This is a genomic window from Prolixibacter sp. DSM 2831 (assembly GCF_056493735.1).
Genome location: NZ_CM151379.1, coordinates 3,198,669 through 3,224,951 on the forward strand (window position 1 = coordinate 3,198,669; position 26,283 = coordinate 3,224,951).

The following is a 26,283-nucleotide window of genomic DNA, read 5'->3' on the forward strand; positions in this document are numbered from 1 at the left end:
ATAGTACCATGTTTGATATTAATGGAAAAGTTGCAGTCGTTACCGGAGGTGGCGGTGTTTTGGGAGGCAGTATCGCCCGCAGTTTGATAGAAGCAGGAGTAAAAGTGGCCATCCTCGATATCCGGGAGGAACAAATCAACAACCGGGTGAAGGAACTGGAGCAACTGGGCGGCGAAGCTTTTGGAATTGTGGGTAGTGTACTCGATATGGAGGAACTGCGGCAAGCGCGCGAAACTCTCATAAAGAAATGGGGTAAAGTAGATATCCTGATCAATGCTGCCGGTGGCAATATGCCCGGCGCTACTTTAACGGAAGACCAAACGGTTTTTGATATGAAAATTGAGGACTTTCAGAAAGTGACCGACCTCAATTTAAACGGGACCATCTATCCTTGCCTGGTTTTTGGCGAAGCAATGGCGCAGCAAGGATCAGGCAGCATTGTCACTGTTTCGTCAATGGCCACCTACTCTGCCATTACACGTGTACCCGGATATTCGGTAGCTAAAACGGGTATCAACATTTTCACACAGTGGATGGCCATGGAAATGGCGACGAAATTCAGCGAAAAAATCCGTGTGAATGCCATCGCTCCCGGATTCTTCATCGGCGACCAGAACCGTAACGTGCTCATCAATCCCGACGGCTCGTATACCGAGCGCAGTAAAAAAGTAATCGGACGCACCCCAATGGGGCGTTTTGGCGATATCAAAGAACTGAATGGCGCCGTGCAGTTTTTATGCTCTGATGCCGCTTCTTTCATTACCGGAGTTATCCTGCCGGTCGATGGCGGATTTAGCTCATTCAGCGGAGTTTAACTTAAAAAAAGAAAAGGCAGAATATGGCTCTGGAAAAAACATGGCGATGGTTTGGTGAGAAAGATCCCATCAGGTTGGAGCAGCTGGCCCAAATCGGAGTGGAAGGCGTCATAACAGCTCTTCACCATATTCCTAACGGCGAAGTTTGGCCCAAAGATGAAATTCTAAAGGTAAAAAATGCCATCGAAGCGCATGGCATGCGATGGAGTGTGGTGGAAAGTCTTCCGGTAAGCGAAGGCATTAAAATCCAATCGGACGATCGCCCGAGGTTGATGGCAAACTATCAGCAATCAGTCCGTAATCTGGGTGAATGCGGTATCGATACCATCTGCTACAATTTTATGCCGGTGCTCGACTGGGCCCGGACCGACCTTCATTACCAACTTCCCAATGGTGCTGAGTCGATGTATTTCGACTTCCCCACCTTCGTGGCATTCGATGTCTTCATATTGAAACGCCCGGGCGCAGAAGCTGACTATCCCAGGGAACTGGTTGACAAGGCCCGAACGGTATTCAATAAGATGACGGAAGAAGAAGCGGAGGAGCTGGCTTATAATATTATTGTGGTAACGCAGGGATTTATCGACGGAGTGATTGATGGTTCGGTTCCCGACCCGAAAGCGTTGTTTCTGGAATTTATCGATCGCTACAAAGACATCGACAAAGCGAAACTGCGGGAAAACCTCAAAGCCTTTCTCGACGATGTGATTCCGGTTGCAGAAGAAGCAGGTGTCCGACTGGCCATTCACCCGGATGATCCTCCCTTCCCGGTTCTGGGACTCCCCCGCATTATTGGTCAATTGGACGACTACGAGTGGTTGTTCGAGGCCAACCAGTCACCCAACAATGGTATCACTTTTTGTGCCGGATCACTTTCCGCCCGAAAAGAAAACGACCTTCTTAAAATCATCGAAAAGACCCGGGAGCGAATCCACTTTGTCCACTTGCGGAACACGCAAATGCTCGAAGACGGAAGCTTTTATGAATCGGGACATCTAACCGGCACACAAAATATGGTTCCCCTGGTAACGTCGTTGTTGCAGGAGCAAAAACGCAGAATCGCATCCGGGCGTTCCGATTTCAAAATGCCGGTAAGGCCTGATCACGGACTCAGGCTTCTCGATGATTTTAATCACCCGTATAACCCCGGATACCCACTCATCGGCAGATTGAAAGGGCTGGCAGAACTCGACGGTATCATGACAGCAGTTGACTATGCCCTCGCCCATGAGGATTAGGCGTCTCGTCAGTCCTCCCGTTCTGCCCAAAAACTGCCGCCTTAGAATAACGAAACCAATCACGATGTTATGAAGAAAATTATCTTGCCTATTCTCTTTTTCTGTACCGTGTCTCTCGCGTCGGGACAGTCATTCCAAGCCATCCGGGACAGCATCGCCCGGTATAGTCAAATCGATTATTCGGACATGCTGCAACAGCTCGGCATCAAACAGAGCGAAGTACGTCCCGGGCCATCTGGCAATCCCAGGGATCCCAATGCGGCTAACCGATCGGAAGCCAAGGTTAATCACTATACGCTGCCTGATGCCTTATGCTTAAATAACGGAGAAGAGGTAACCGATGCTGCTACCTGGTGGAAAAAAAGGCGCCCTGAGATTGTCTCCGGCTTTGAAACGGAAATCTATGGCCGTCTGCCAAAACATCTCCCCGACGTAAGTTGGCAAATCGTTTCGGTGAAAGACACCATGGAAGGTCAGTTTCCCATCAGGAGAAAGCTCCTCAAAGGAGTAGTCGATAATTCATCCTATCCATCCCTTTCGGTCAATATTGAGTTGCTGGTGGCCACGCCGCTGCATCTTCACAAAGCAGTCCCCCTGGTGATGGAACTGGGGTTCATCCATTCGCCTTTCGGGAGAAAAATGAAACAGGCAGTACCCAATTATGCCGGAGAACCAGGCTGGAAAGAACAGCTGCTGTCCCACGGCTGGGGTTACGCCATTATTGTCCCGACAAGTTACCAGGCCGATAATGGTGCCGGCCTAACCCAGGGAATCATCGGACTGGTTAACAAAGGTAAACGGCGAAAACCGGAAGACTGGGGAACACTCCGGGCCTGGGCCTGGGGAGCCGGCCGGGCGATGGATTATTTCGAAACGGATAAGGATGTTGACGCCAAGAGAGTGGGCATCGAAGGATTATCGAGATATGGAAAAGCGGCACTGGTGACCATGGCATTCGAACCACGGTTTTCGCTGGGATTCATTGGTTCGTCGGGTGCCGGCGGAGCAAAGATCCTGAGACGGGTTTTCGGAGAACAAGTGGAGAACCTCGCTTCTGCGGGAGAATACCATTGGTTCTGCGGAAATTTCATCAAATACGCCAGTGTACTAACACCCGATGACTTACCTGTTGATGCCCATGAACTGATTGCCTTGTGTGCTCCCCGTCCCGTTTTTATTAGCGCGGGATCGCCCTATTACGAAGGGCAATGGATCGATGACCGGGGAATGTTTATCGGGGCAGTTCATGCCGGCCCGGTTTATCGCCTCCTGGGAAAAAAGGATTTAGGCTCAACTGAATTTCCGCCATTGGGAGAAGCACTCACCAGCGGAGATATCGCTTTCAGGCAACATGCGGGATGGCATAGTACCGGCCCAAACTGGAGCACCTGGATTGCCTGGGCCAGTCGTTATTGGGGGCGAACTAAATATTACAATCCACAACTCCTGTCAGATGGCAAATAACACCCTGACTTTTTGATGACAGCACTCTCTTGATTCGTGCTATCAAATGATATTTCAACCGATTAAAACCATAAAAAAACAGATATTCTTTGCTATGTATCGTTATCCAGACTTTTCCAACGCACATAAAACAAAACTTTCCCGTTCCATCCGGCATATTTTCTTCCCGGTAGTCATTCTGCTCGGAATGATGCTTATCTTTTCGGACTTCTCCTTTGCCCGCAACCCCGAAAAACCGAAGACAACAAAATCGTGGGTAGGGACCTGGAGCACCGCCCCGCAGCTGGTCGAGCCCCGGAATATGCCACCGGCACCAGGACTAACCAACAATACGTTGCGTCAGGTGGTTTGTGTTTCCATCGGCGGGAAACAACTGCGGTTCCGGTTTTCCAATGAATTCAGCAAGAATCCGGTGACCATGAAGACTGTCCACATCGCTGTTTCGAAAGGCGGAAGTGAAATAGAGTCGTCTACTGCCAAAGAATTGACCTTCGACGGACAACCGGATGTCACGATGGAACCAGGCAAAACGGTTGTCTCCGACCCGGTTTCATTCAATCTCAAACCGCGAATGCAAGTGGCCGTAACCATTGCTTTCGGAAAAACATCGCCCGACGTAACCGGACATCCGGGGTCACGCACGACTTCGTATTTGCTCGCAGGGGACCATTCCTCGCCTGATGCTGATTTCTCGCAAGCCGCCAAAACCGACCACTGGTATGTGATTAACGGCATTGATGTGATGGCCCCAAAGCGTGCAGCAGCCATCGCGATTCTCGGGAACTCCATCACCGACGGACGCGGTTCAGGCACGAATAAACAGGACCGCTGGCCCGATGAACTGGCTCTGCGCCTGTTGAAGGACAAGCGGACCCGGGACATTGGCGTACTGAACATGGGAATTGGAGGCAACTGCGTACTTCACGGCGGTCTCGGCCCCACTGCTCTCAGCCGGTTTAACCGCGACATTCTCAAACAGCACGGGGTGCGCTGGCTAATCATCCTCGAAGGGGTCAACGATATCGGCGGAACACCCGACAAGGAAGCTGCTGACAAAGTAGCGCAAGGCCTCATAGCCGCTTATGATAAAATGATTGATGAGGCACATGCAAAGGGAATCAAAGTGTACGGAGGAACCATTACCCCCATCAAAAAGTCGTTCTATTACAAGGATTACCGCGAAACAGCCCGGCAAACCGTGAACAAATGGATTCGTACCAGCGGCCATTTCGATGCGGTGATTGATTTTGACAAAGCCATGAGAAATCCGAAAGATACGTTGAGTCTTCGACCGAATGCCCAGTCAGGCGACTATCTTCATCCCAATGAGCTGGGCTATCGCATGATGGCCGGTGCCATTGACCTTTCGCTTTTCAAATAGAACAATACTTTTTTATCGTTGTAAGACACCGTAAGAAATTTACAGACCCAATAGCTAAACATAAAAGATAAACCGATGAAAGGAACAAACTACGCAATCAAACCGAATATTCCGTATCGAATAGCCTCATTGCTGGTGGCCATCTTATTTTTAGGCATCAACCATTCATTTGCCGGAAATACTGGTGATGGTCATCCCGATTCTGCAATTTTACCCGTAAAATCAAGGAATTTGCTGAAAGAAGCCGGTTATCAACAGTCGGCTATCGATAAAAAGATAGCTCAAACCTATGACCAACTCTTCCATGGCCCTCACCATATCTATTTCGAGGTGGGCGATTCGATGGCTTATATTTCCGACCTGAAGAATCATGATGTTCGTACCGAAGGCATGTCATACGGAATGATGATTGCCGTTCAGTTGAACAAAAAAGACGTTTTCGATCGGATTTGGCGCTTTTCCAAACACTACCTTCAGCATCAATCCGGACCACGGAAAGGGTATTTCGCCTGGAGTTTCAATCCCAAAACCATGAAACGGAATTCCGAAGGCTCGGCATCGGACGGTGAACTGTACTATGTCACCACGTTGTTGTTTGCATCGAACCGGTGGGGAAACGATACCGGCATTAACTATTATGCTGAAGCCAGAAAGATACTGGATGCCATGTGGCAGAAAGACGGCACCGGAAATATTTACCATCTCATCAATGTGAAACACAAGCTGATTTCGTTTGTGCCCGAAGGTGGCGGCTATCGCTGGACCGACCCGTCATACAATGTGCCGGCCTTTTTCGAAGTTTGGGCTCACTATGCCCACGACGGACACGAACAGTTCTATCGCGATTGTGCCGACTCGGCCCGCGTATTTCTTCACCGTGCATGCAATCCGAAGACAGGTTTAAATGCCGATTACACCAATTTTGACGGCACACCGCATTCCACACCCTGGATGCCCGCAGCGTTCCGCTATGATTCGTGGCGGGTTCCGATGAACATTGCGATGGATTACGTTTGGTTTGGAAAGGACAAAAAATGGCAGGAAGCTTACGCCGAAAAGTTTCAAAACTTCCTGCGCTCCCGCGGAATCAACTCATTCAAGGATCAGTTCAACCCGGATGGTTCGAAACCGGAATACATTCTTCCGGCAGGAGGTTTCCAAAAGCTGAGGCATTCGCTGGGATTGGTAGCTACCGCGGCTACAGCCTCCCTGATCACGGTAAACGAAGACAAGAACAGCCTCGACTTTGTGCGTGCCCTCTGGAACGCCAAACTCGAACCGTACAGCGACGGCTACTTCGATCCGTATTACGACGGACTGATGTATCTATTCAGTCTAATGCATCTGAGCGGTGAATACCGAATTATCACACCCGGAACAGCGAATCAATAAATCTTCCGGTAAACGATTAACAAACCTCTAAAATCAGAATCCAAGATATGAAAGTCACATCCACGCTTCTTATTTTCCTGTTTGCCGCTCTTACGCTCAATGCCGAGAACGGGCACGACCTATGGCTGCGCGCCAAACATACAGCCACGGTCAACGTTGTTTGCTCCGGAAACTCCCCTACTCTCGAAATCGCCAAACAGGAATTGCATCAAGGCTGGCAGGGCAAAGCCAATGCAACGTTTGTGCTAAAAAAGAAACACAATAAACTAATCAAAGGCGATGGTTACCGCCTTAGTTCCGACGGCATTGAGGCAAACACCGATTTAGGTATATTATATGGCGTCTATGACCTGCTGCGCCGTCAGCAAACGGGAGAAGCCATCACCGAACAGGTAGAGAATCCGTCGTACGAACGGCGTATTCTCGATCACTGGGACAACCTGGATGGCACCATCGAACGTGGTTATGCCGGTCGCTCCATCTTCTGGCACGGCAAAGACTCGCTGGCCGTAACAGAGAAAGATAAAAAGCTGTGGCAGGAATACGCCCATGCCGATGCTTCGATTGGCATTAACGGCGCTGTCCTCGATAATGTCAATGCTTCGCCACTGGTTTTGACAACCAAATACCTGAAAAGAGTGCAGGCGATTGCCGAAGTCCTGCGTCCGTATGGTATTAAGACTTACCTTTCGGTGAATTTCGCTTCCCCTTCGGTGATAGGCGGACTAAAAACGTCGGACCCGCTCGACCCGCAGGTGAAAGAATGGTGGAAAGATAAAGCCAAACAAATCTATAGTCTAATTCCCGATTTTGGCGGCTTCCTGGTAAAGGCCAACAGTGAAGGACAACCTGGTCCGCAGAACTTCGGCCGCACGCATGCCGACGGGGCCAATACCATTGCCGATGCCGTGAAACCTTATGGAGGTATTGTTATGTGGAGGGCTTTTGTATACAGCGCCAAAGACGAAGACCGGGCCAAACAGGCCTACGATGAATTCATGCCGCTCGATGGGAAATTTCATGACAATGTGATTGTCCAGGTGAAAAACGGTCCCGTCGACTTCCAGCCGCGCGAGCCTTTCAGCCCGCTATTCGGAGCCATGAAAAAGACTCCGGTGATGCCGGAACTGCAAGTAACACAGGAATATCTTGGACAGGCCATTCACCTGGTGTTTTTAGCCCCTATGTGGGAAGAGTTCCTGAAGAGCGATACTTACCAGGAAGGCAAAGGAAGCACCGTTGCCCGTTGTACCGATGGCAGCATCTTCCAACAAAAGCAAACGGCGATTGCCGGTGTAGCCAATATCGGGCTGGACACCAACTGGTGCGGACACCCGTTTGCCCAGGCCAACTGGTACGCCTTTGGCCGTCTGGCCTGGAATAACCAATTATCCAGCGACCAGATTGCTGATGAGTGGTTGAAACTCACATTTAAGCCGACACCTGCAGAAGACAAGACCAAATCGACTGTTCTTCCCATTGTATGGAATATCAATTTTCTGAAACCGGTGAAACGAATGATGCTGGAGAGTCGTGAAGCTGCTGTCAATTACATGATGCCATTAGGCTTGCACCACCTGTTTTCGGCCAACGAACATTATGGTCCCGGCCCGTGGTGGGCGCCCAAAGGAGTTCGCAAAGACTGGACCCCTCCTTACTATCACCAGGCCGATACACTGGGTATCGGGTTCGACCGGACCGAAAACGGTAGCAATGCCGTTAGTCAGTACCACGAACCGCTTCGTTCGCTATTCAATGATGTGAATACCTGTCCCGAAATCTACCTGTTGTGGTTCCATCACCTTCCGTGGAATTATCAAACCAAAAGCGGATTGACCCTGTGGGACGACCTGTGCTATCATTACCAGGAAGGTTTGGACCAGGTGCGTAGTTTTCAGAAAACGTGGGACCAAGCAGAGCCATACGTCGATAAAGAACGGTTTAGCGTGGTACAAAAGAAACTCCGGGAACAGTGCATCAATGCCCAGGTGTGGAAAGATGCCTGCCTGCTGTACTTCCAGCAGTTTAGCCGCATGCCGATTCCGTATAACATCGAACGGCCGGTACACAACCTGAAGGATTTGATAGAAAACGATATGAAAAGAAAAAGATAAACTTCACGTAAGAAACCGGCCCGGAATTGAATCCTATCCGAGGATATAATATATTGGGCAGGTTAGGAATTATTATCGAAAGAATTAAAACCAAGTAAAGTATCATGAGAATAAAATATCCGTTTTGGTGTTTGCTTATCGGTCTCTTTTTTATGGCTGGTCACACGCAGGCCCAGGATAAGCTGTATCACAACGAATTTCCGCTGAAAGACGTAAAACTACTGGACGGGCCGTTTAAACATGCCCGCGATTTGAATATACAGACGTTGCTGAAGTATAATGTCGATCGCTTGCTGGCGCCCTACCGTAAAGAGGCAGGACTGAAACCCAAAGCCCCCAGCTATACCAACTGGGCCGGCCTCGATGGACACATTGGCGGCCATTACTTATCGGCCATGGCGATTAACACCGCAGCGACCGGTAATGCAGCCTGCAAGCAACGGTTGGAGTACATGATTTCCGAATTGAAGAAATGCCAGGATGCCAACACCGTCAACCATCCGGGCTGGGGTAAAGGATATGTAGGTGGCGTTCCCAACAGCAAAGAAGTTTGGAGTACCCTGAAGAACGGAGATTTTAAGGCCTATCATAAAGCATGGGTTCCGTGGTACAATGTGCATAAAATGTACGCAGGTCTGAGAGATGCCTGGTCGTATGCCGGTAACGAAGAAGCCAAAAACATGTTCCTCAAATTTTGCGATTGGGGAATCAATATCACTTCCCGCCTGACAGATGCCCAGATGCAATCGATGCTGGACACCGAACACGGAGGGATGAATGAAATGTTTGCCGATGCTTACCAAATGACCGGCGACAAGAAATACCTGGTAGCTGCCAAACGGTTTTCACACCATATGCTGCTGGACCCGATGTCGAAAGACAGTGACAACCTCGATAACAAACATGCCAACACACAAATTCCCAAAGCCATCGGTTTTCAACGAATCGGTGAACTGTCGCATGATAAGAAATACGTGGAAGCCGGCCGGTTCTTCTGGCAAACCGTAACCCAAAACCGGACGCTGGCATTCGGAGGAAACAGCCGGAGAGAATTCTTTCCAAGCGCTTCGTCGTGCACCGATTATGTGAATGATGTGGAAGGCCCGGAAACCTGCAATTCATACAACATGCTGAAGTTGACAGAAGACTTGTTCCGGGTACACCCGAAAGAGAAATATGTCGACTACTACGAACGGACGGTATTCAACCATATTCTGTCGACTCAAAATCCGGAGACCGGAGGATACGTGTATTTCACTCCTGTGCGGCCGCGCAGTTACCGGGTCTACTCGGCGCCAAACGAAGCCATGTGGTGCTGTGTGGGCAGCGGTATGGAAAACCACAGTAAATACAACGAGTTTATCTATACCCACAAGGGCGATTCACTGTATCTGAATCTCTTCATTGCCTCGGAACTGAATTGGGAACAAAGAGGCGTGAAGATCAAGCAGGAGACAAAATTCCCTTACGAGCCGCAAACCAAATTGATTGTCGAGAAGGGCTCTTCTCATTTCAGCTTAATGGTTCGCTACCCGTCGTGGGTGAAAGACGGTGCTTTGAAGATAACCGTCAACGGGAAGAACATTCCCTACAAGGCTCATCCGGCATCGTATATCGCGGTTGACCGTTTGTGGAAAGCCGGCGACACCGTTACGATTCAGTTGCCCATGCACAATACCTATGAGCAGCTGCCCAATGTGCCGAATTACATTGCCTTACTGCACGGGCCTATCGTACTGGGTGCCAAAACGGGTACGCAGGACTTGAAAGGACTGATTGCCGACGACAGCCGGTGGGGACATATTCCCAGCGGGAAAAAATTCCCGTTAAACACCGCGCCCATCATTATTTCGAAGGACAAGTCGAAAATTCCGGAGGAGCTGGTACCCGAGAAAAACAAGCCGCTGTTCTTTACGGCGCCGAAGTGGAAATTGATCAACCCGATAAAGGTGGAGCTGGAACCGTTCTTCCTGATACACGACGCCCGGTACATGATGTACTGGATGACGCTGACCCCTAAACAGTATCATTCGTATCTCGACTCACTGTCGACGCTGGAGAAAAAGCGGATGGCACTGGATAAGCGGACAATCGATTTTGTGGCTCCCGGAGAGCAACAACCCGAAGTGGATCACGCCATGCAGGATTCCAACTCCTTTTCAGGAAACAACCGGGACGATTTTTGGCGGGACGCCCGCAACGGTGGCTATTTCAGCTACCAAATGGCAACCGATTCGGCTACCAACCTTAGTTTAATCGTCCGTTACTGGGGCGACGAACAGGGAAACCGGAAATTCGATATCTACATCGACAACCAGAAATTGGTATCGGAGGATAACACCGGGAAGTGGAATCAAAAAAAATTCCAGGAAGTAACATACCCGATTCCCAATTCGATGGTTGAAGGGAAAACACACGTCCGGGTGAAGTTTCAATCGCTTCCGCACAGTACCGCCGGAGGTGTTTATTACATCCGCCTGGCGAGGAAGGAAGCCGGACCGGAGAAGCAGTAATGCATTTTCATCGCTGTACCCCTTTTCCCTTTCAGCAGGCGTCGTTCATAACCTGGCCGTCGAACAACTATCGGGTACGCCTGTTGAAATGGATTGGGTACAGTTTGTCCGATAAAAGCGGAACGAAATCAACTAAATACCAAGAGTAATGAAGAAACGAATACTGGGAAAAACAGGATTTGAAATTTCGGAAGTAGGATTGGGAACCTGGCAGGTAGGCGGGAAATGGGGCAGCCTGTTCAGTCACCCGAATGCCGATGCCATACTGAATTCGGCTGTCGATAACGGCGTGAACTTTATCGATACTGCGGATGTGTATAACGACGGTGACAGTGAAAAAGCGGTGGGCCGCCTGGTGCGCTCCCGCAGCGAGCGGATTTATGTGGCTACCAAATGCGGCCGTCAGTTTTCGCCCCATGTGGATGCGTCGTACACGACCGAGGGACTTCGCCGGTTTGTGGAAGACAGTCTGAGGCGGATGGAGCTGGAGACGCTCGACCTGATCCAGTTGCACTGCCCGCCCACCGAGACGTACTACCGGCCCGAGATTTTTGAGCTATTCGATACCCTGAAAAAAGAGGGGAAAATCAGGAACCTGGGCGTGAGCGTAGAACGGATTGATGAAGCGTTGAAAGCCCTGGAATACGAGAACGTGACCACGGTGCAGATTATCTTCAACATGCTGCGGCAGCGTCCTGCGGAAGATTTCTTCGCGGAAGCGGCAAAAAAGAACATCGGGATACTGGCGCGTGTGCCGCTGGCCAGCGGACTCCTCACCGGGAAATTCACGCCTGACACCACCTTTGGGAAAGACGACCACCGTACCTTTAACCGGAACGGCGAAGCGTTTGACAAGGGCGAAACCTTTTCGGGTGTGGATTATATGAAGGGACTGGAAGCTGTGGAAGAAATCAAAAAACTCTTCCCGGCGCAAACGAACCTGGCAGCCATGGCCCTCCGATGGATACTAATGTTCAAGGAAGTGAGCTGTGTCATCCCGGGGGCATCGAGGCCGGAGCAGGTGCTTTCCAACGTACAGGCATCGGAATTACCGGAACTATCGGCAGAGCAGATGGACGGCATCCGACAGATATACGAGCAACACATCTGGCCCGATATTGCCAACGAGAAATGGTGAGTTGGTGAAGGCGAAAGAAAAGGCAGAGGCGCAGGCTTAGGCAAAAGAAAAGGAGAAAGGGAGAGCGGGAGAAGATGAGATGGGGAGAATGATAGGAATGATTTGAATTTTCTACTCCAGAGGCTTGGGGATAAAAATTCCGTCAATGAATCGGGATAACGATGAATAGAAAGGATGGCATCCGAAATGGATGACATCCTTTTTTTGATAACCAAATCCGCGCCGGTATATCTACTCACCCAACCCTCTCTAACATCGCGAGGGGCAATTCGGAGGCAGTCCGGATGGGGTGAGTAGAAATTAACAACCGACTTATAAGCGAAGCATTATACCGCGTAGCGGTTTGGGTATTGTAGAATGGAGGCGATAAGCGTTGACATTTCCCCGTAGGGGATGTACCAATCGTCAATTCCGGTTAAAGGTATTCTAATGTATAACTCCTACGGAGTAGCGGTCTTCCATTCAACATTTCGGCTACAATACCGAATGCCCTACGGGCAATTCAATAATAAAATCCTGCCGTTTGCATCCGCACACTGGCAGTTGAGCCTGGAACAGGCCGAAGGTCTGAAATTCCGCAGCCTTTCAGGCTCGGTTCATCATCCCAAACCACTGTCGGGGTCTCCGACCACCGACAGGGTTCGCACACAAAAAAATCACCCCGCCGAATCTTCTTCAGCGGGGTGACTCATTTCATCCGGTGGTTACAGATAATCTATGCAACCGGTTCGTCGCCCGACGTGGTGTCGGTAGCGCCGCCGTCAGCCGGTGTTTCTTCTTCCTCCTCATCCGGAAGCGGCGTCGACGAGCCATACAACACAAAGTCGTTATAATAGGCATCATTCAGCCCCTTCCAATACTTTTTGCCCGCGTCGCATACCTGGCTAATGAATCCGTACAATTCATTGGCTACCGAAACACGTCTCAGGCTAGCTGCGTCGCGTTGGGTCATCACCTGACGGTAATTATCAATGGCATCGTCAAGCGTCTGGCAACTGGTCCGTAGCTCTTCCACCGGCGAAGTTTCGCCTTCCGGCACGATGATAACACCGTCGAGACCATCGGCTGTTTTCACGATTCCCCTAATATATCTCACCATCTGTTCCTCGTTCATCTGCGAAATTCCGGCAAAACGAAAACTGCGGAACTCAGATGATTTATTGCCCAACAATACTTTCAGGCGGATCTGGAACAAATCGTGCAACCGGGCCAGAGCATTGCGGGCCTCATCGCGTTTATCACGATGCGTAGCCAGTACCCCTTTCCAGTATTCGTCCGATTCTACATCTTTAAAGGCATCGATAGCCGTGCGGAAATTCGTCTTAAATTCTGACGAAAAACCGAGGGACAGCATAATTTCTTCATCCCGCTCATAAAGCAGGTAAACATAGTCACCCCGTTGTTCCAGCTCGGGGAAACCAAAAGGAAAGCTTGTGTTTCGTTCTCCCATACGTTAGGTACTAAAGAGTTAATTGGATTGGTTTTTCCGTGAAATTCTTCGCAATAATTTCTTCACGGTTTAGCAATAACTATTTTGATAGTGCAGCATTACATCCGGTACCGATGATCAACAAGGTCGAGTCACCTTCCGGGGGAAGCAGGTTATGTGAAAATAGCTGAACGATTCGTTCTCTATGTCCACTTTGGGTATTCAGGTGTTTGGCTAAACACCCGAACTATTTGTTCCATCTTGCTAAGCATTTGTCGAAACAGACTAACTATTTGTGCCACCTTTCCAGGTATTTGTCGATACTCTCCAGGTGTTTGCGCTATGATTCCAAATCTTTGTGACATTTCACTAAGCATTAATATGAAAAGTCTAAATATTTGTGGCGGCTTGCTAATCGCTTGTTTCCGGTTTCCCTGATGTTGTCACAACATTTCTGAACTCCGGATTTACAGACAAACTCCTTCAACCTGGCCTCAACTACTTATTTCACGACATTTACCTTTTAATTTATTGCAACGAACAGATAGAAAATAATATATACTCCCTGGTATATTCTCTCAAATTGCAACAAAGAAGGGCCAAGGGACTAGTATGCCAAAGAACGCTCTGAATCCGTTTTGGGTACAAAAAAAGAAAGCCTCCGGCCTTCCTGCTCCACTGTTCTGTACGCCCGCTAAAGTTTCCGTTTTCTGTCCTGGTAACGAATGAGTTTTTAACTTAAGTAAAAAATATGTTTTATGCCAAAAATTTTGATGAACGGCCCGATTTCTTCCATGAACGGCCTGATCTGGTATGCGAAGGAAAATTATGATAATAGAAAATGGGGGTCTATAAAGGAACTGAAAACCAAATTCAGAAAGTTTTTTATTAACTTGATGAGCCATAACAACCAACAAAATGCCAACAGACCGGACCATCGTACTTGAAAAAGCCCGACACCGTGATAACATGGTGGTCACCCTGCGGTTTGACTACAACCAGCAGCTGATTGACCGCGTAAAGCAAGAAACCGATGCCCGCTGGAGCCAAACCATGGGATGTTGGTATGTTCCGGCAGAGCAGTTTGATTTGCACACCTTTTTTGAAGCATTGAAAGGGATGGCTTATGTTGACTACTCCGGACTAAAACAAGAAAAGCAGGCACCGCAGAGAGAAGAAAAAGCGAGAGATTACAGCCATCGCAAACAGATTGAATTGCCCAAAGGCTATTTGGAGAAACTGGAACAAAAGCGGTACAGCAGCAGCACCATCCGAACTTATTGTGCTTATTTTAAAGATTTCATGTTTCATTTTCGGGAATATCCGTTAGATTCAATCGATTCAGAAGCAATCAATAGGTATATTCATGGCCTGGTCAAAAACGGGCGCATATCAGCGAGTCAACAAAATCAACGAATTAATGCAATTAAGTTCTATTATGAGAAAGTCATCGAGGGCGAGCGACTTAACCTCTCCGTAGACCGCCCCCGCAAATCAAATCCGTTGCCACCTGTACTCAGTAAACCAGAAATACAGCAAATCATAACAAAGTGCAGCAACATTAAGCATAAATGCATTTTATCACTCATTTACTCGGCGGGATTACGCCGAAGTGAACTTCTCAATTTGAAAATTACCGATGTTCAATCGGACCGAGGTTTAATACATATTGAAGGGGCCAAAGGGAAAAAGGACCGCTATACTCTCCTTTCGGCACCACTGCTTGAACAACTAAGACGATATTACAGAGAATTCAAACCACAAACCTGGTTATTCGAAGGTAACTCAGCGAACTCGCAGTACAGCGCTTCCAGCATTGCCCATATTTTGGAAAGAGCCAGGCAGAAAGCCGGGATCAAAAGGCGGGTTACCCCCCACATGCTGCGACATTCATTTGCTACGCATCTGCTGGAACAGGGAACCGATTTAAGATACATACAAGAATTATTGGGGCATAGTTCTTCTAAAACCACGGAGATTTACACCCATATTTCAAAACGATATATTGAAAAGATTAAAAATCCGTTGGATGAACTTTTTGAAAATTCAACATAATAATGTACACAATACATCCCAATATGGGTGTATAACAACAACTCATCGACTGGCATAAGAGAAATAACAACAATATTGATACACACTAGTTGTGTGCCATATAAATGAAAACCAGCATGTTTGAGATAGAAACAGAAATTACAATATTGATAAATCGTAAATCAGACCTTAACCTGATTAAAGAGAAAATCATAAAGAAAAAAATTCAGTTTCCAGTTTATATCTTTGAATATGAAAGCTATTTCAAGTTGACTTTCTCCAGTGACTATGAAGAATGGGAATTGGATACAGCAATTCTTGATAGTTTGCCCGATTACGAATTCACGTCAGACCTCGAAAAAGGTAGAAAAGAAATTAGATTACAGATTTCAAGATATCAGTCAGAATTACAAACTGACGGTTGGGGCAGACCTATCCAAGACCCTTTAAATGAAACAAAATACTTAATTCGAAAATCAAAGAGCCAAGTTGAAAATTTCAATCCCAAAGTCAAGGTATTGTTTAAAAACGATGAAAGAGATTATTACATCAATATTGTAAAAGGGATAGATAAAAATTCAGGAAAAAAAGGCTTCTTGGTACTTAATGAATTCAAAACAAATAAAACAGATAGCGAAACTGATTTTTTCAAAGATAGTCTATACAGTTCACCAATTGAAGCTTTTCAATTTGGATTTTACAAAATGCGGGAACTAGTAAATAAAGACTACAAACTGTTTGAAGAAAACAAAAAGAAAGAAATACAAAAACAACAAAAGTTACCACGGAAACTAATCAGAAATTTCATCAAGTCTTGTAACAATAATGACATTGATGGAATTCTTGAAAATTTAAGAGACAACGTAACTTTTGAAAAAGTAATTAATTGGCAAACAGTGTTTTCAATAAAAGGAAAAGAAGAATTTAAAAAATATGTTGAATCTTCTAATCCTGACTTTTGTGGAAGGGAACTAAAAATTAAATCATCATGGGATTTTAATAAATCATCTGTAACAATTAATGTTCATTTCTTCCCCAAAATAAATGATGAACAGATACCGACTAATACATTACAATCGAGACGATTTACGTTTGAGATTAATAAAAATATTATTGATAGTATAATTGAAAAAAATTAAATACGGCACACAACAAATTGTATATGGCAGGCGGGGGTTTTAGCGGTCTGACAAGTCAGACCTTGCGCCCACTTTCCTGCGGGTCTGACACGATTTCTTCCAGAAATCCCGCCCGACCACATACAAGTGACCGTTAGGGGTAATTATAAAATACTACTACAATGAAACTAAAACTTACCTTATTTCTAATTTCTTTATCCTTTATCGGATTTGCTCAAGAGTCACATATTGAAGGAACAATTGATGGAATTGACAATGCTACAATCCATGTCCTTGCTTTACCCTTAAAAGAAGGGGCAAAACCAATTTTTGATACCACTTCATGCACAGATGGTAAATTTAATTATACACTGAATTATGGTGTTAACATGTGGCATTTGGTTATAATTAGTAGCGATTCGTTTAATGCTGTTTTCGGTTCAGAAAAAAGTAATAAACAAGAACTTCAAAACAGGGACATCCGATTCTTTATAAAACCCGCTGAGGACATAGTGTTTTCCGCATCATTGGCCGATTATGGAATCAAGTTTAGCATCGCAGGAAACGACATTGGTCGGCAAATGAATCAAGTAAAAGAAGCAAAATTTCCGTATTCCGAAAGATTCAACCAATTAACGATCCAAAAGGAAAAGGAACCTAAAGGAAGCAACAAAATTGCGGAGTTAGATAAAGAATTACAATCCGTTAGCTGTCAATTAGACAGCATTGATTTGCAAATAATTGCCAAACACCCGAATTGGGAATATTCTGCGGAATTACTAGCTAAATTCCCTTATGATACGATTGCGAAATATTACATTAGATTTACGCCAAGAGTTAAAAATTCAATTTTCGGTACTCATGTTTCAAATGCGCTGACTGCATCTGAAAAAAGTTTGCATGCCCCATCGTTTTCCCTTCCTGATACAGCTGGTAAAAATCATTCGTTATCTGATTACAAAGGTAAATACGTCGTTCTGGATTTCTGGGGTACATGGTGTGGCTCTTGTGTGGGTGGATTTCCGAAATTGAAAGAGTATTATTCAAAATATAAAGATCGAGTTGAATTCATCGGAATAGATTGTCAGGATCACGAAGAGCCTTGGAAAAATGCAGTCATAAAATATGAACTGAACTGGACAAACCTCTTTGCTGCGAATAAAGTAATCACTGACAATTACGGCATTACCAATTATCCGACAAAATTTATAATTGATAGAGAGGGAAAAATCGTATTAAAAAGTAGCGGAGAGGACAATGAATTTTACGAAAAATTAGATGAATTATTGAAATAACAACCGTTAACAATGTACATATTGCAGGGCGGGGTTCGGTGGTACGTCAACTGCGCCCCGATTGGTCGGGGCTCGCATCGCAGTTCCGTGTCCTTCGGACAGGAACGCTCTTCCCCCGAAAATTCGGGGCCGAGGCATCGGAACGGCAACGACAACTAAAAAGTGACCGTTAGCACATCAGCTCTTCTTCTCCGATATCTGCCGTAATCTTTCCAGTACTTTGCTGGCTTCCTGAAAAAGCGGGCGCCAGTCGGAATTTCCGTACTCAATGGCTTTCCATTCTTCCTGAACGTGAAAGGTTCCTTTGTTCGTCAGCAGGTAAAACCCTACGTTATGCCTGTCGGGCAGCAGCGTTGTAGTTGTTTTTTCGGCTTTCCCGATATAATCCTGTCCCAGCCCGACAAATGAGCGAACCGCTTTCCGAACTTTCCGGTATTGTGCGCCGCCAATGATGCCGCCCCCCGAACTGACATACATGCTGGCATCGCCATTCTGGAAGGCTACAACCGTTACGGTTCCCTCTCCTGTGTCCCAATCCATCACAATACCAAATACCTTTGTTGCTCTTCCTGTGCTCTGCGCCCCAACCAGGTCGGGGGTGATTTTCAAAGCCATTTTTCGTAAATCGTAGTAGCGATTTTCAATTTCCTCAGGTTCGCCTCCCTGGTTGGTCGTTGTAAAGATTGGTTTCTGCAGCGTTTTCTTTGGAGACGGGAAGGCAAAGAAAAAGCCCGTGACAACCACCAATATTACCGCAATGATTATGTATATCGCCATATGCCCCTGTATTAGTTCGTCCTGTACAAAAGTGCTTCTCAACGGTCACCCTACCACGAAACTTCTACTAACAATTACTGGCCGTGTTCTGTCTGTTTTTTACGTCTTCCAGCGGCTTAAGTTAATGATTATTATTTCAAAAGATTCGTAGGCATTCGTTTTTCCTGAATACCATGGTGGATTTGCGGGGCAAAAAGAAGGGGATTCACCGGCTTTTATCCCGGTTCCTCCCCCATCTTTACACTAATTGCTATGTCAAACCCTAATAACTGTACATCAAAAAGTTTATATTTTCGGAACTATTGGTTTTGAGTTGGTTTTCTTCCGCTGGCAATTTTGGCCGCCACGATTTCTGCGGCTTTAATGAGCGGGTAACCCGCCGGTGAAGCCGTCAGGCACGGATGTGTACCTATTTGTGACGACAACAGCGCATTGACCGACATCCGGTTTTCGATGGCCAGGCCAATTACGTTGGTTAGTTCTCCTGCACTCAATCCACCAATCACCTCACCGCCAATGATGATTCCCGAGCGCCGGGCCACCACCAGCTTCACCAGTTGTTTGTGCGCATCGGGCAAATTGCCGGGATGTCGATCGACACCTTCGAACAAGCCGGTTACCACTTCAATGTTTTCTTCGGATGCCCGGGCTTCCGTCACACCGGCAGTTCCGAACCCGGTATCGCCAATGGCGGTAGAATAGATGGCAATGGTACCACTAAAGGTTTTGATGACATGTAGATTGAACAGGTTCATGCCGGCAATACGGGCTTCGGCACAAGCCGTAGAAGCCAGCATGGTAAATACGCGCCGGCGTGTGACGAAATCGCGTTTTTGCGCGCAATCGCCCACGGCAAATACGTCGGGTGTGTGGGTGCGCATGTATTCATCGACCGCAATGAAGCCGCTTTCGTCGATATCGATGCCTGATTTGGCGGCCAGTGCTGTATTAGGCTGGTATCCCATGGAGAGAATTACCGCGTCGACCTCTTCGTTGAGACCATTTTCGAGACGTACGCCGGTCACCATATCGTCGCCTACAATCTCTTGCACACCGTTGCCGGTGATGATATTCACGCCCCGTTCTTCGAGCATGGCTTGGATGCGATCGGACAACTCCACATCAAATGCCAGGCTTAAAATGGAAGGCTCCTTTTCGACCAGGATGACCTCTTTCCCATCCCGCACCAATTCGTCGGAGAACTCGACACCAATGAAGCCGGCACCAATAACCGCAACACGCTTGCAAGAAGCGAGCTTTTGTTTCATGTCGTCGAGATAGATTTTATCCTTCGGAATCACGAAAACATTTTCCTTTTCGGCCCCGGTCAGCCATTTGGGTTTGACCGGAACCGAGCCGGTAGCAATAATAAGTTTACCGAACTGAATGATATCACCTCCGGCCAGCTGAGCGGTTTTGGCCTTTGCATCGATGGCTGTTACTTCGTCCACAATGGACTCGATTTCATTTTTGGCCATCAGGGCATCGACCGGCATGATGTTTTTGGCACTGTCGCCCAACGTGCCGAAAATGTATGGGATACCGCAGGGAACCATCACATCCTTCTGTTTCTTCACCAGGATAAATTTCTTCTCCGGATTGGATGATTTACCGGTTATAGCCGCAACCATACCGGCCGCGCTTCCTCCAATTACTAATACATCGGTTGTTTTCATGTGTTTATTTTTTGTATTCAAGGTTTTCATATTCATGGCGGCCAATTAGCTCAGTTCAACCGTGGTTTTTCCTTTTCCGTTACCCGTATATACCTGAACATATCCTTTCATGACGCAGCATTGTAATGTCGCAGATAAAAAATCTTGTCGCGGTATTGTACCTTGTCTATCAATCGCTGATGCAACAATGATTGCAGTACCGATTCATCGGCCTGATCGTTTTCCAGAAGTTTCAGCAGGGCGTCTTCCCGTAGCGGATGGACCGCTGTAATGTTCAGAATGTCTTCGAAAGCATTGCCGGTATATCCTGCATCGACGCCTTCGAAGCCGGTGAGAAGTTCGGTATTCAAACCAACAGAATTAAAAAGTTGCCACGCTGTATTCAGTTGTTCTGCAGCCGGTCTATCAACATGCTTGTCGGCCGGCGGGCGAATGGGAATGGAGAGGTAAGCTGTTTGAGGGCTCAGCTCTTTTACCAATCCGGCCAATTGTTTCAAATGGACCGAATCATCATTGTAATTCCGGACCAACATCGACTCCGAGCATAGCGTGCCGAAAAACTCGTCGGCGAACAGGTACACTCCGGACCAATAGTCGTCGAATGACAATCCAGCAACGGGCCGGTTGAGCTTTTTCCAGGTTGCTTCATTTGCCGCATCGACTTTTACCGAAACCCAATCGGCCAGTGCCAATGAACTTCGGACTTCCTCCCGATTCAGCAACGAAGCATTGGTAATAACAGCGACCGGGATGCCCAGCGTTTTCAAGCGGGTGATGGATTCGCCGAGATTTAGATCGAGGGTCGGTTCTCCATTCGACACAAAAGTCAGGTAGTCAGGATAGTCATCGGGCTTCAATCGCCCCAGATGCCTTTCGACTTCCCGGCAGATCACTTCCGGAAGGTAAAATGCATCCCGTTCGGTTGTATGCCGTTTCGTTTTCCCTACCTGGCAATACAAACAGTTGTACGAGCATGTCTTGGGAGAGACAATGTTGTTTATCCCAAGGCTCTTCCCTAACCTGCGCGATGATATGGGCCCAAAACCGATCATCAGGACACCTGTTTAAAATTCCTTCTGAAGCCGGAGTTTTACCGATCTACCGGGCATCGTCAAAATGCCCAGATTGATCTGATACAATCCGTAGTGGCTGGCAACTTTTCGCCTCTCTTCCATTAACCAGAATATGTGCTTTAAAAGAACCTCTGTCACTTCACCAATGCATGTCGCAGAAATAATCACCGGAATAAAATACTCACTCACCATGTGGAGATTGCGACCAAATTGTCTGGCTACCAACACATCGATGTGTAAATCTTTCAGAAAATCGATGATTGCTTTTCCCTTCCGGGGCGAACCATGCAGGTACTGTTCATCGGATTGGATAAACGGATTCTGATATTCATCAATCAGACTCAGTTCGTCATCCTTGTATTCATAAATCAGGAACTGTTCAGCTTCGCCAAAATGCTTTTTCTCAAAAGCATGCCCCTGACTAACCGCAAAAGCGAAGCGCAAAGATTCTTTCATAAGCACACGGTTTAAGAAACTGACATGGAACAATTATTAACTATCAATTCAAAGTCGTTCTTACGCAGGCACCTCTTTTACCTGGTCGATTTTTTGCGCCAACTCTTCAAATGCTTTTATCAGAATAGCATTTCCGGAGTTGAATATATTTTTCCCCTTGTCGCTCAACTCACATACATCGGCCACCAACGGTATCTGCGAAAGCAAGGGCACACCGTATTCGTTGGCCAACTGCGCTCCTCCTCCTTTTCCAAAGAGGAAATATTTTTCATCGGGATGTTTTTCGGGTACAAACCAGGCCATGTTCTCCACGATACCGGCCACCGGAATATCGACACCATTGGCCACGAACATGTGGGCGGCTTTTCGTCCGTCAGCAATGGCCATTTGCTGCGGCGTCACCACGATGATAGCCCTGGCTCCCGGAAACTTTTGTGCAAGCGTAATGGAAATATCACCGGTTCCGGGCGGTAAATCAATGACCAGGTAATCCAGTTTTCCCCAACGGGTATTCTCGATCAACTGCGAAAGTGCTTTGGAAGCCAACGGGCCGCGCCAGATGACCGCGTCCTGCTTTTGCATGAGAAACCCCAGTGACATCACTTTAATGCTGAATTTTTCCACTGGTTCCATTTGCTCGTGGCCGTTTTCCATCCATACACGGGGCTGGGCACCTTCCAGTCCCAATGCCATCGGAACAGAAGGCCCGTACAGGTCGGCATCCAATATTCCGGTGGCATAGCCTTCGCGCATAAAAGCCACTGCCAGGTTCACTGCCACGGTTGATTTTCCAACACCCCCTTTTCCTGAAGCTACCAGAATAATATTTTCCACTTCCGGTAGAATCTTCGTTTGCATTTTCTTTATTTCCATGTTTTTCATTTATACAACGTAACTACCATGTTGTCAATCGCGCATGAAAATTCATGCGCGATTTTGAGCGACAAACCACCATGAGACGTTAGCCGCGACCTCTTCTTCGACGACCAGCACCCCGTCCGAGGCCTCTTCCCCAGCCGCCTCTTCCGAGTCCGCGACCAAACGGTGCCTCACTTACTTCATCTTTTCCGGGTTCGCATTTACCCATTGCTCTTCCGGTGCGGGGACCTTTTCCCAGCGGTCCGGTTCCATTTAATCCAGGCATTTTTCACCTCCCTATTTTTGGTATAAATCCACTTTTTAGTCTTTTACCGCGGCCTTCGCCACCACCGCTTTTCCGGCGTTTGCCAAGGCCGGTACCGAGTTTGTTCTTACCGGTTAAATCTTCCGGTTCTTTGCAACGGCCCAATTTCCGTCCGGTCTTCGAGCCTTTCCCTTCCGGGCCTGTCCCGTTTAATCGTGGCATAACATCTTGATTTTTTCATTCACATCGCCCTCTATAATTCATGGCACAAGGTTTCGTAATACTCAGCTCCCACAATCTTCTGCTGATAACGCTTTCCATACATCACAACCGGGTCGTCAATATTCACTTTCAGCAGATTCGCTATCACCGGGCATCTCGCTGAAAACAGGAAGAAAGTCTCTTTTTCGGTTTCATTGTGTAATTTCCAGAAGTTGGAAGGCCCCTTGGAAATAATCACATCAGCCTCCCGATAAATCTTTCCGAATGTGCTATTGGTGGACAAATTGCTGAATGATGTAAGTTCTTGCGGAATGCCTTTTATCTCTGCCACACGCTCGATTCCTGCATGCCTTGCATCATCGACCGTAGCTTCATCGAGAATCCCCTTTTCTCTGACCGCGTAGTGAGTATTCGGATGGTGCAATTGCTCCAGCAGCAGTTTGTCGGTGACAATTTCCCCGGCTTTATCGCCTATGAACAACACCGTATTCGCTTTCCGAACCCGGTTAAACAACTTACCCGAATCATCGATAACCGGTCGTAAACGAGCAGCTGATTCCAACGACAACTTCAGGCTATCCACCGCCCCCTGGTGATTCATGATATAATTACCGGCCAGCGTATACTGCAGTGCTCTTTGTAGCGGGTTAATCGATTTAGAAATATCGTTCCGAATCGTTTCCTCCAGCAGGAGGAATTGCTCATTGCAGTGTATCCGCTCATCACTAATAGTCTGCTTTATCTGACATCGTCTTTCCAGCAGGTCATCCAGGAAGACCGGTAAAGCCGGCGCTGTTTTCATCTCACTTTCAGCGCTCGCCATAAACCGAATGGCATCCAGCGCGACTTCGTTGGCCCGCTTGTCGTCCGGGCAATGTCTCTGAATTAATTGCTCAGTCTGCTTTACGATACATGTGACGCATTCCGGAAACATAGTTGGTTCAATTTAGGAAGGTATAACACCAATTCGTCCAAGTCGTAACGACTGATTGCTAACCTTCTGTTCATGAAACAAAGGTAGGAAACTAAATGAACATTTGTTCATTTTAAATGAAAAATTCGAATACAATATCTTTCTTGAGGATATATCAGAGTAAAAATATCTCAGATATACTTCAATTGAACCTTTGAGAAAGAATGAAGATGGGCGTGTAATGAAGAAGGGAAGGCGAATGCAAACCGATGGCTTCCGGCTGGCAGTAGTGCTGTGAAAAAAGTCAACGACAACTCATTAGGGTTGCTCGTCCTGCTCCCGGTTATCGATGAACTTTTGCTGATAGAGTTGATGATGGTAGGAACCCTCTTTTAGCATGGTACGTCCACACTTCGGGCATTTCACTTCCCGGCAGGGAATTCCCTTTTTGTGTTCCAGACGGAGGTCACACTTCACGCAGATGCAGTATCCGTTATATTCTTCAGTTTGTTTGTCCATCGGTTACTCGGGATTTAATGATATGATGTTATCTGAATGACATTTACGACAACTACCAATGGGTTTGAGCGTAATCATCACCTCTTTGCAATCGTTACACCGAAACCAGTAATCATCGGTAGCGTAATTCCCGCCCTGAATCAGGATCGCTTTTCCCTCCACGAAGGCAGCGGCAATGGTTTTTCGTGCCCGGTCGTATATACGGGTAAAGGTCGGACGGGAAACCCCCATTCGCTCAGCCGCCTCTTCCTGTATCAGATTTTCATAATCGACAAGCCGGATGGCCTCGTATTCTTCGACCAGCAAAACAGTTGGCTCCAGATTCTTCATCGGCACACCAAAGGGCCTGAAACCTTCCATTACCGGCGGCATGGTTACTCGTCGACTTCTTTTTCTGTTCGGCATAAAATTGGATTTTCACTACAATAATACGAAATTTAATGAACATTTGTTCCTTTTCAGCTCCTTAAAGACCTTCACTTCACTGCACTGCAGACATACCAAAGTCTCTTTTGTTCTTCTTTTCCTGAACGCAAAAAATAGCAGGTCGTTTCCAACCTGCTATTCGAACCATGATAATCTAATCCTCGCTCTATTCGCAAAAACTAGTTTCTTCGCTTTGCTTTCCAGTATTCTCTGAATTTCTTCTGGGTCATAATTCCGATGGGGCCTTCGTAAATTCCTCCGTCTCCACCCGAGTCGTACACTTTTATCTCAATCCGATTTTCTCCTGTTTTCAATGTGTTGGGAGGAAGAAAGTAATTCCGGAACTCGCGGTATATGTTGCCATTGTTTTCTCCGAATTGCCCGGTTTGTCCGATGTAATTCCCGTTAATGAACAGCATGTCGGCATCGTCGATGCGGCCAGCCAACATGACCAAACGTTGTGAGGCCAGATCAGCACTCACGTTAATTTTCTTTGTATATACGGCGTACCCGTCATAACCGAAGTATCCCTGGTTCTCCCATGCGCCCGGCACATGAATCGGCCTCGCACGGCTCTCATTGTAATCCCTTCCTTTGTTGAACTGCCATTCTCCGGCCAGGTTAATATCGAATTGCGGCAAAAAACCAGCAGAGTAAATTTTCAAATCACCGCCGATGATTCCTCCGTCCAGCTGAGCATCGTAAACCCGAACTGCAATCACATTTTTTCCGTCATAGTTTATCAGGTTGTTAGGAACCTGGTATTTGCGTAGCGCCTTGTAAGCAGTCGAGAAACGTGGCGGGAATGAACCTGTTTTGCCAATTAGCGTGCCGTTGAAATACACTTCATCAGCATCATCGATGTACCCCATCTCCAGAATCACCGATTGATTTTTCATGGAAGCGGGTATGAAAGGTGAGAGCCTGTACCAGGCGTAGCCGTCATAACCATTATATCCTTGATTCTCCCACCGGTCTGGCACCTTAATCAAATTCCATCCGGAATCATCATAATTCGGCGATGCCCACTCCATGTTGTCTCCTATCCGGAATTTCCACATTCCGTTCAGGCTTTGTTCCAGGGGGCTGAATGCTGCGGCAGACACATTTAAGCTACCTATCAGTACCAGGAGCACTATCCATTGTATGGTGATAATTTTTTTCATG

General features: G+C 47.1%; 24 protein-coding genes. 12 read left to right on the plus strand and 12 right to left on the minus strand.

The genetic code is table 11. From position 1 onward, the window contains the following. The first annotated feature begins 8 nt into the window (after positions 1–8). The 9 genes from AC060N_RS12925 (at position 9) to AC060N_RS12965 (ending at position 12,742) form a co-directional block, all read left to right on the plus strand. A complete protein-coding gene (locus AC060N_RS12925) occupies positions 9–815 on the plus strand; it encodes an SDR family oxidoreductase (RefSeq protein ID WP_479524165.1) in 807 nt (268 codons plus the stop codon). Between the two features lie 23 nt (positions 816–838). Further along, positions 839–2,053: a mannonate dehydratase gene (uxuA, locus tag AC060N_RS12930; protein ID WP_479524166.1), complete on the plus strand. Its 1,215-nt coding sequence runs from the start codon at positions 839–841 to the stop codon at positions 2,051–2,053. A gap of 69 nt (positions 2,054–2,122) precedes the next feature. Further along, positions 2,123–3,517: a glucuronyl esterase domain-containing protein gene (locus AC060N_RS12935; protein WP_479524167.1), complete on the plus strand. Its 1,395-nt coding sequence runs from the start codon at positions 2,123–2,125 to the stop codon at positions 3,515–3,517. Between the two features lie 94 nt (positions 3,518–3,611). Next, positions 3,612–4,898: an SGNH/GDSL hydrolase family protein gene (locus tag AC060N_RS12940; protein ID WP_479524168.1), complete on the plus strand. Its 1,287-nt coding sequence runs from the start codon at positions 3,612–3,614 to the stop codon at positions 4,896–4,898. A gap of 75 nt (positions 4,899–4,973) precedes the next feature. Continuing rightward, on the plus strand, positions 4,974–6,290 hold the full coding sequence (locus tag AC060N_RS12945) for a family 8 glycosyl hydrolase (RefSeq protein ID WP_479524169.1): 1,317 nt from the start codon (positions 4,974–4,976) through the stop codon (positions 6,288–6,290). A 47-nt stretch (positions 6,291–6,337) separates the two neighbouring features. Beyond that, entirely contained in the window at positions 6,338–8,404 is a 2,067-nt protein-coding gene (locus AC060N_RS12950) for an alpha-glucuronidase (RefSeq protein WP_479524170.1), read from the plus strand. Positions 8,405–8,508: 104 nt separating this feature from the next. Then, positions 8,509–10,917: a glycoside hydrolase family 127 protein gene (locus AC060N_RS12955; RefSeq protein ID WP_479524171.1), complete on the plus strand. Its 2,409-nt coding sequence runs from the start codon at positions 8,509–8,511 to the stop codon at positions 10,915–10,917. Positions 10,918–11,065: 148 nt separating this feature from the next. After that, entirely contained in the window at positions 11,066–12,055 is a 990-nt protein-coding gene (locus AC060N_RS12960) for an aldo/keto reductase (protein ID WP_479524172.1), read from the plus strand. 429 nt (positions 12,056–12,484) lie between these two features. After that, a complete protein-coding gene (locus AC060N_RS12965) occupies positions 12,485–12,742 on the plus strand; it encodes a hypothetical protein (RefSeq protein ID WP_479524173.1) in 258 nt (85 codons plus the stop codon). Positions 12,743–12,770: 28 nt separating this feature from the next. On the opposite strand, the gene AC060N_RS12970 is transcribed toward AC060N_RS12965, so the two are convergent. Then, positions 12,771–13,505 (minus strand): hypothetical protein, encoded by a 735-nt coding sequence (locus tag AC060N_RS12970; RefSeq protein ID WP_479524174.1) that lies wholly within the window; start codon positions 13,503–13,505, stop codon positions 12,771–12,773. A gap of 897 nt (positions 13,506–14,402) precedes the next feature. On the opposite strand from AC060N_RS12970, the gene xerA reads away from it, so the two are divergent. The 3 genes from xerA (at position 14,403) to AC060N_RS12985 (ending at position 17,931) form a co-directional block, all read left to right on the plus strand. Then, positions 14,403–15,539 (plus strand): site-specific tyrosine recombinase/integron integrase, encoded by a 1,137-nt coding sequence (gene xerA, locus AC060N_RS12975; RefSeq protein ID WP_479524175.1) that lies wholly within the window; start codon positions 14,403–14,405, stop codon positions 15,537–15,539. Positions 15,540–15,655: 116 nt separating this feature from the next. Then, positions 15,656–16,657, plus strand: coding sequence for a hypothetical protein (locus AC060N_RS12980; RefSeq protein WP_479524176.1), 1,002 nt, complete (start codon positions 15,656–15,658; stop codon positions 16,655–16,657). A gap of 161 nt (positions 16,658–16,818) precedes the next feature. Continuing rightward, positions 16,819–17,931, plus strand: a complete 1,113-nt coding sequence (locus AC060N_RS12985; protein WP_479524177.1) for a TlpA family protein disulfide reductase — start codon at positions 16,819–16,821, stop codon at positions 17,929–17,931. Positions 17,932–18,108: 177 nt separating this feature from the next. On the opposite strand, the gene AC060N_RS12990 is transcribed toward AC060N_RS12985, so the two are convergent. The 11 genes from AC060N_RS12990 to AC060N_RS13040 form a co-directional block, all read right to left on the minus strand. Continuing rightward, positions 18,109–18,708, minus strand: a complete 600-nt coding sequence (locus AC060N_RS12990) for a hypothetical protein (protein ID WP_479524178.1) — start codon at positions 18,706–18,708, stop codon at positions 18,109–18,111. A gap of 299 nt (positions 18,709–19,007) precedes the next feature. Continuing rightward, positions 19,008–20,384 (minus strand): FAD-dependent oxidoreductase, encoded by a 1,377-nt coding sequence (locus AC060N_RS12995; RefSeq protein WP_479524179.1) that lies wholly within the window; start codon positions 20,382–20,384, stop codon positions 19,008–19,010. 107 nt (positions 20,385–20,491) lie between these two features. Then, positions 20,492–21,436, minus strand: a complete 945-nt coding sequence (locus tag AC060N_RS13000) for a radical SAM protein (RefSeq protein WP_479524180.1) — start codon at positions 21,434–21,436, stop codon at positions 20,492–20,494. A gap of 12 nt (positions 21,437–21,448) precedes the next feature. After that, positions 21,449–21,913, minus strand: a complete 465-nt coding sequence (locus tag AC060N_RS13005; RefSeq protein ID WP_479524181.1) for a NifB/NifX family molybdenum-iron cluster-binding protein — start codon at positions 21,911–21,913, stop codon at positions 21,449–21,451. 60 nt (positions 21,914–21,973) lie between these two features. Continuing rightward, positions 21,974–22,786 carry an Mrp/NBP35 family ATP-binding protein gene (locus tag AC060N_RS13010; protein WP_479524182.1) on the minus strand — a complete coding sequence of 271 codons (813 nt, stop codon included), beginning with the start codon at positions 22,784–22,786 and terminating at the stop codon, positions 21,974–21,976. 88 nt (positions 22,787–22,874) lie between these two features. After that, positions 22,875–23,057, minus strand: a complete 183-nt coding sequence (locus tag AC060N_RS13015; RefSeq protein WP_479524183.1) for a DUF5320 domain-containing protein — start codon at positions 23,055–23,057, stop codon at positions 22,875–22,877. Positions 23,058–23,060: 3 nt separating this feature from the next. Next, complete coding sequence (locus AC060N_RS13020; RefSeq protein WP_479524184.1) at positions 23,061–23,258, minus strand: DUF5320 domain-containing protein; 198 nt, start codon at positions 23,256–23,258, stop codon at positions 23,061–23,063. A gap of 31 nt (positions 23,259–23,289) precedes the next feature. Further along, the gene (locus AC060N_RS13025) at positions 23,290–24,192 is read right to left on the minus strand and encodes a damage-control phosphatase ARMT1 family protein (protein WP_479524185.1); all 903 of its coding nucleotides are present in this window, start codon (positions 24,190–24,192) and stop codon (positions 23,290–23,292) included. 297 nt (positions 24,193–24,489) lie between these two features. Then, complete coding sequence (locus AC060N_RS13030) at positions 24,490–24,690, minus strand: hypothetical protein (protein WP_463230828.1); 201 nt, start codon at positions 24,688–24,690, stop codon at positions 24,490–24,492. Positions 24,691–24,693: 3 nt separating this feature from the next. Further along, positions 24,694–25,095 (minus strand): DUF134 domain-containing protein, encoded by a 402-nt coding sequence (locus AC060N_RS13035; protein WP_106543867.1) that lies wholly within the window; start codon positions 25,093–25,095, stop codon positions 24,694–24,696. Between the two features lie 200 nt (positions 25,096–25,295). Further along, positions 25,296–26,282: a beta galactosidase jelly roll domain-containing protein gene (locus tag AC060N_RS13040; RefSeq protein ID WP_479524186.1), complete on the minus strand. Its 987-nt coding sequence runs from the start codon at positions 26,280–26,282 to the stop codon at positions 25,296–25,298. Position 26,283 lies beyond the last annotated feature (1 nt).

Bases quoted from the DNA above. Each gene is read 5' to 3' on its own strand.
- AC060N_RS12990 (WP_479524178.1), bottom strand. From the start codon at position 18,708: ATGGCGATATACATAATCATTGCGGTAATATTGGTGGTTGTCACGGGC.
- AC060N_RS12955 (WP_479524171.1), top strand. From the start codon at position 8,509: ATGAGAATAAAATATCCGTTTTGGTGTTTGCTTATCGGTCTCTTTTTT.
- AC060N_RS12925 (WP_479524165.1), top strand. From the start codon at position 9: ATGTTTGATATTAATGGAAAAGTTGCAGTCGTTACCGGAGGTGGCGGT.
- AC060N_RS12945 (WP_479524169.1), top strand. From the start codon at position 4,974: ATGAAAGGAACAAACTACGCAATCAAACCGAATATTCCGTATCGAATA.
- AC060N_RS13030 (WP_463230828.1), bottom strand. From the start codon at position 24,690: ATGGACAAACAAACTGAAGAATATAACGGATACTGCATCTGCGTGAAG.
- AC060N_RS12970 (WP_479524174.1), bottom strand. From the start codon at position 13,505: ATGGGAGAACGAAACACAAGCTTTCCTTTTGGTTTCCCCGAGCTGGAA.
- AC060N_RS12960 (WP_479524172.1), top strand. From the start codon at position 11,066: ATGAAGAAACGAATACTGGGAAAAACAGGATTTGAAATTTCGGAAGTA.
- AC060N_RS13025 (WP_479524185.1), bottom strand. From the start codon at position 24,192: ATGTTTCCGGAATGCGTCACATGTATCGTAAAGCAGACTGAGCAATTA.
- xerA (WP_479524175.1), top strand. From the start codon at position 14,403: ATGCCAACAGACCGGACCATCGTACTTGAAAAAGCCCGACACCGTGAT.
- uxuA (WP_479524166.1), top strand. From the start codon at position 839: ATGGCTCTGGAAAAAACATGGCGATGGTTTGGTGAGAAAGATCCCATC.
- AC060N_RS12985 (WP_479524177.1), top strand. From the start codon at position 16,819: ATGAAACTAAAACTTACCTTATTTCTAATTTCTTTATCCTTTATCGGA.
- AC060N_RS12940 (WP_479524168.1), top strand. From the start codon at position 3,612: ATGTATCGTTATCCAGACTTTTCCAACGCACATAAAACAAAACTTTCC.
- AC060N_RS12980 (WP_479524176.1), top strand. From the start codon at position 15,656: ATGTTTGAGATAGAAACAGAAATTACAATATTGATAAATCGTAAATCA.
- AC060N_RS13020 (WP_479524184.1), bottom strand. From the start codon at position 23,258: ATGCCACGATTAAACGGGACAGGCCCGGAAGGGAAAGGCTCGAAGACC.
- AC060N_RS12995 (WP_479524179.1), bottom strand. From the start codon at position 20,384: ATGAAAACAACCGATGTATTAGTAATTGGAGGAAGCGCGGCCGGTATG.
- AC060N_RS12935 (WP_479524167.1), top strand. From the start codon at position 2,123: ATGAAGAAAATTATCTTGCCTATTCTCTTTTTCTGTACCGTGTCTCTC.
- AC060N_RS12965 (WP_479524173.1), top strand. From the start codon at position 12,485: ATGTATAACTCCTACGGAGTAGCGGTCTTCCATTCAACATTTCGGCTA.
- AC060N_RS13005 (WP_479524181.1), bottom strand. From the start codon at position 21,913: ATGAAAGAATCTTTGCGCTTCGCTTTTGCGGTTAGTCAGGGGCATGCT.
- AC060N_RS13015 (WP_479524183.1), bottom strand. From the start codon at position 23,057: ATGCCTGGATTAAATGGAACCGGACCGCTGGGAAAAGGTCCCCGCACC.
- AC060N_RS12950 (WP_479524170.1), top strand. From the start codon at position 6,338: ATGAAAGTCACATCCACGCTTCTTATTTTCCTGTTTGCCGCTCTTACG.
- AC060N_RS13010 (WP_479524182.1), bottom strand. From the start codon at position 22,786: ATGGAAATAAAGAAAATGCAAACGAAGATTCTACCGGAAGTGGAAAAT.
- AC060N_RS13035 (WP_106543867.1), bottom strand. From the start codon at position 25,095: ATGCCGAACAGAAAAAGAAGTCGACGAGTAACCATGCCGCCGGTAATG.
- AC060N_RS13040 (WP_479524186.1), bottom strand. From the start codon at position 26,282: ATGAAAAAAATTATCACCATACAATGGATAGTGCTCCTGGTACTGATA.
- AC060N_RS13000 (WP_479524180.1), bottom strand. From the start codon at position 21,436: ATGATCGGTTTTGGGCCCATATCATCGCGCAGGTTAGGGAAGAGCCTT.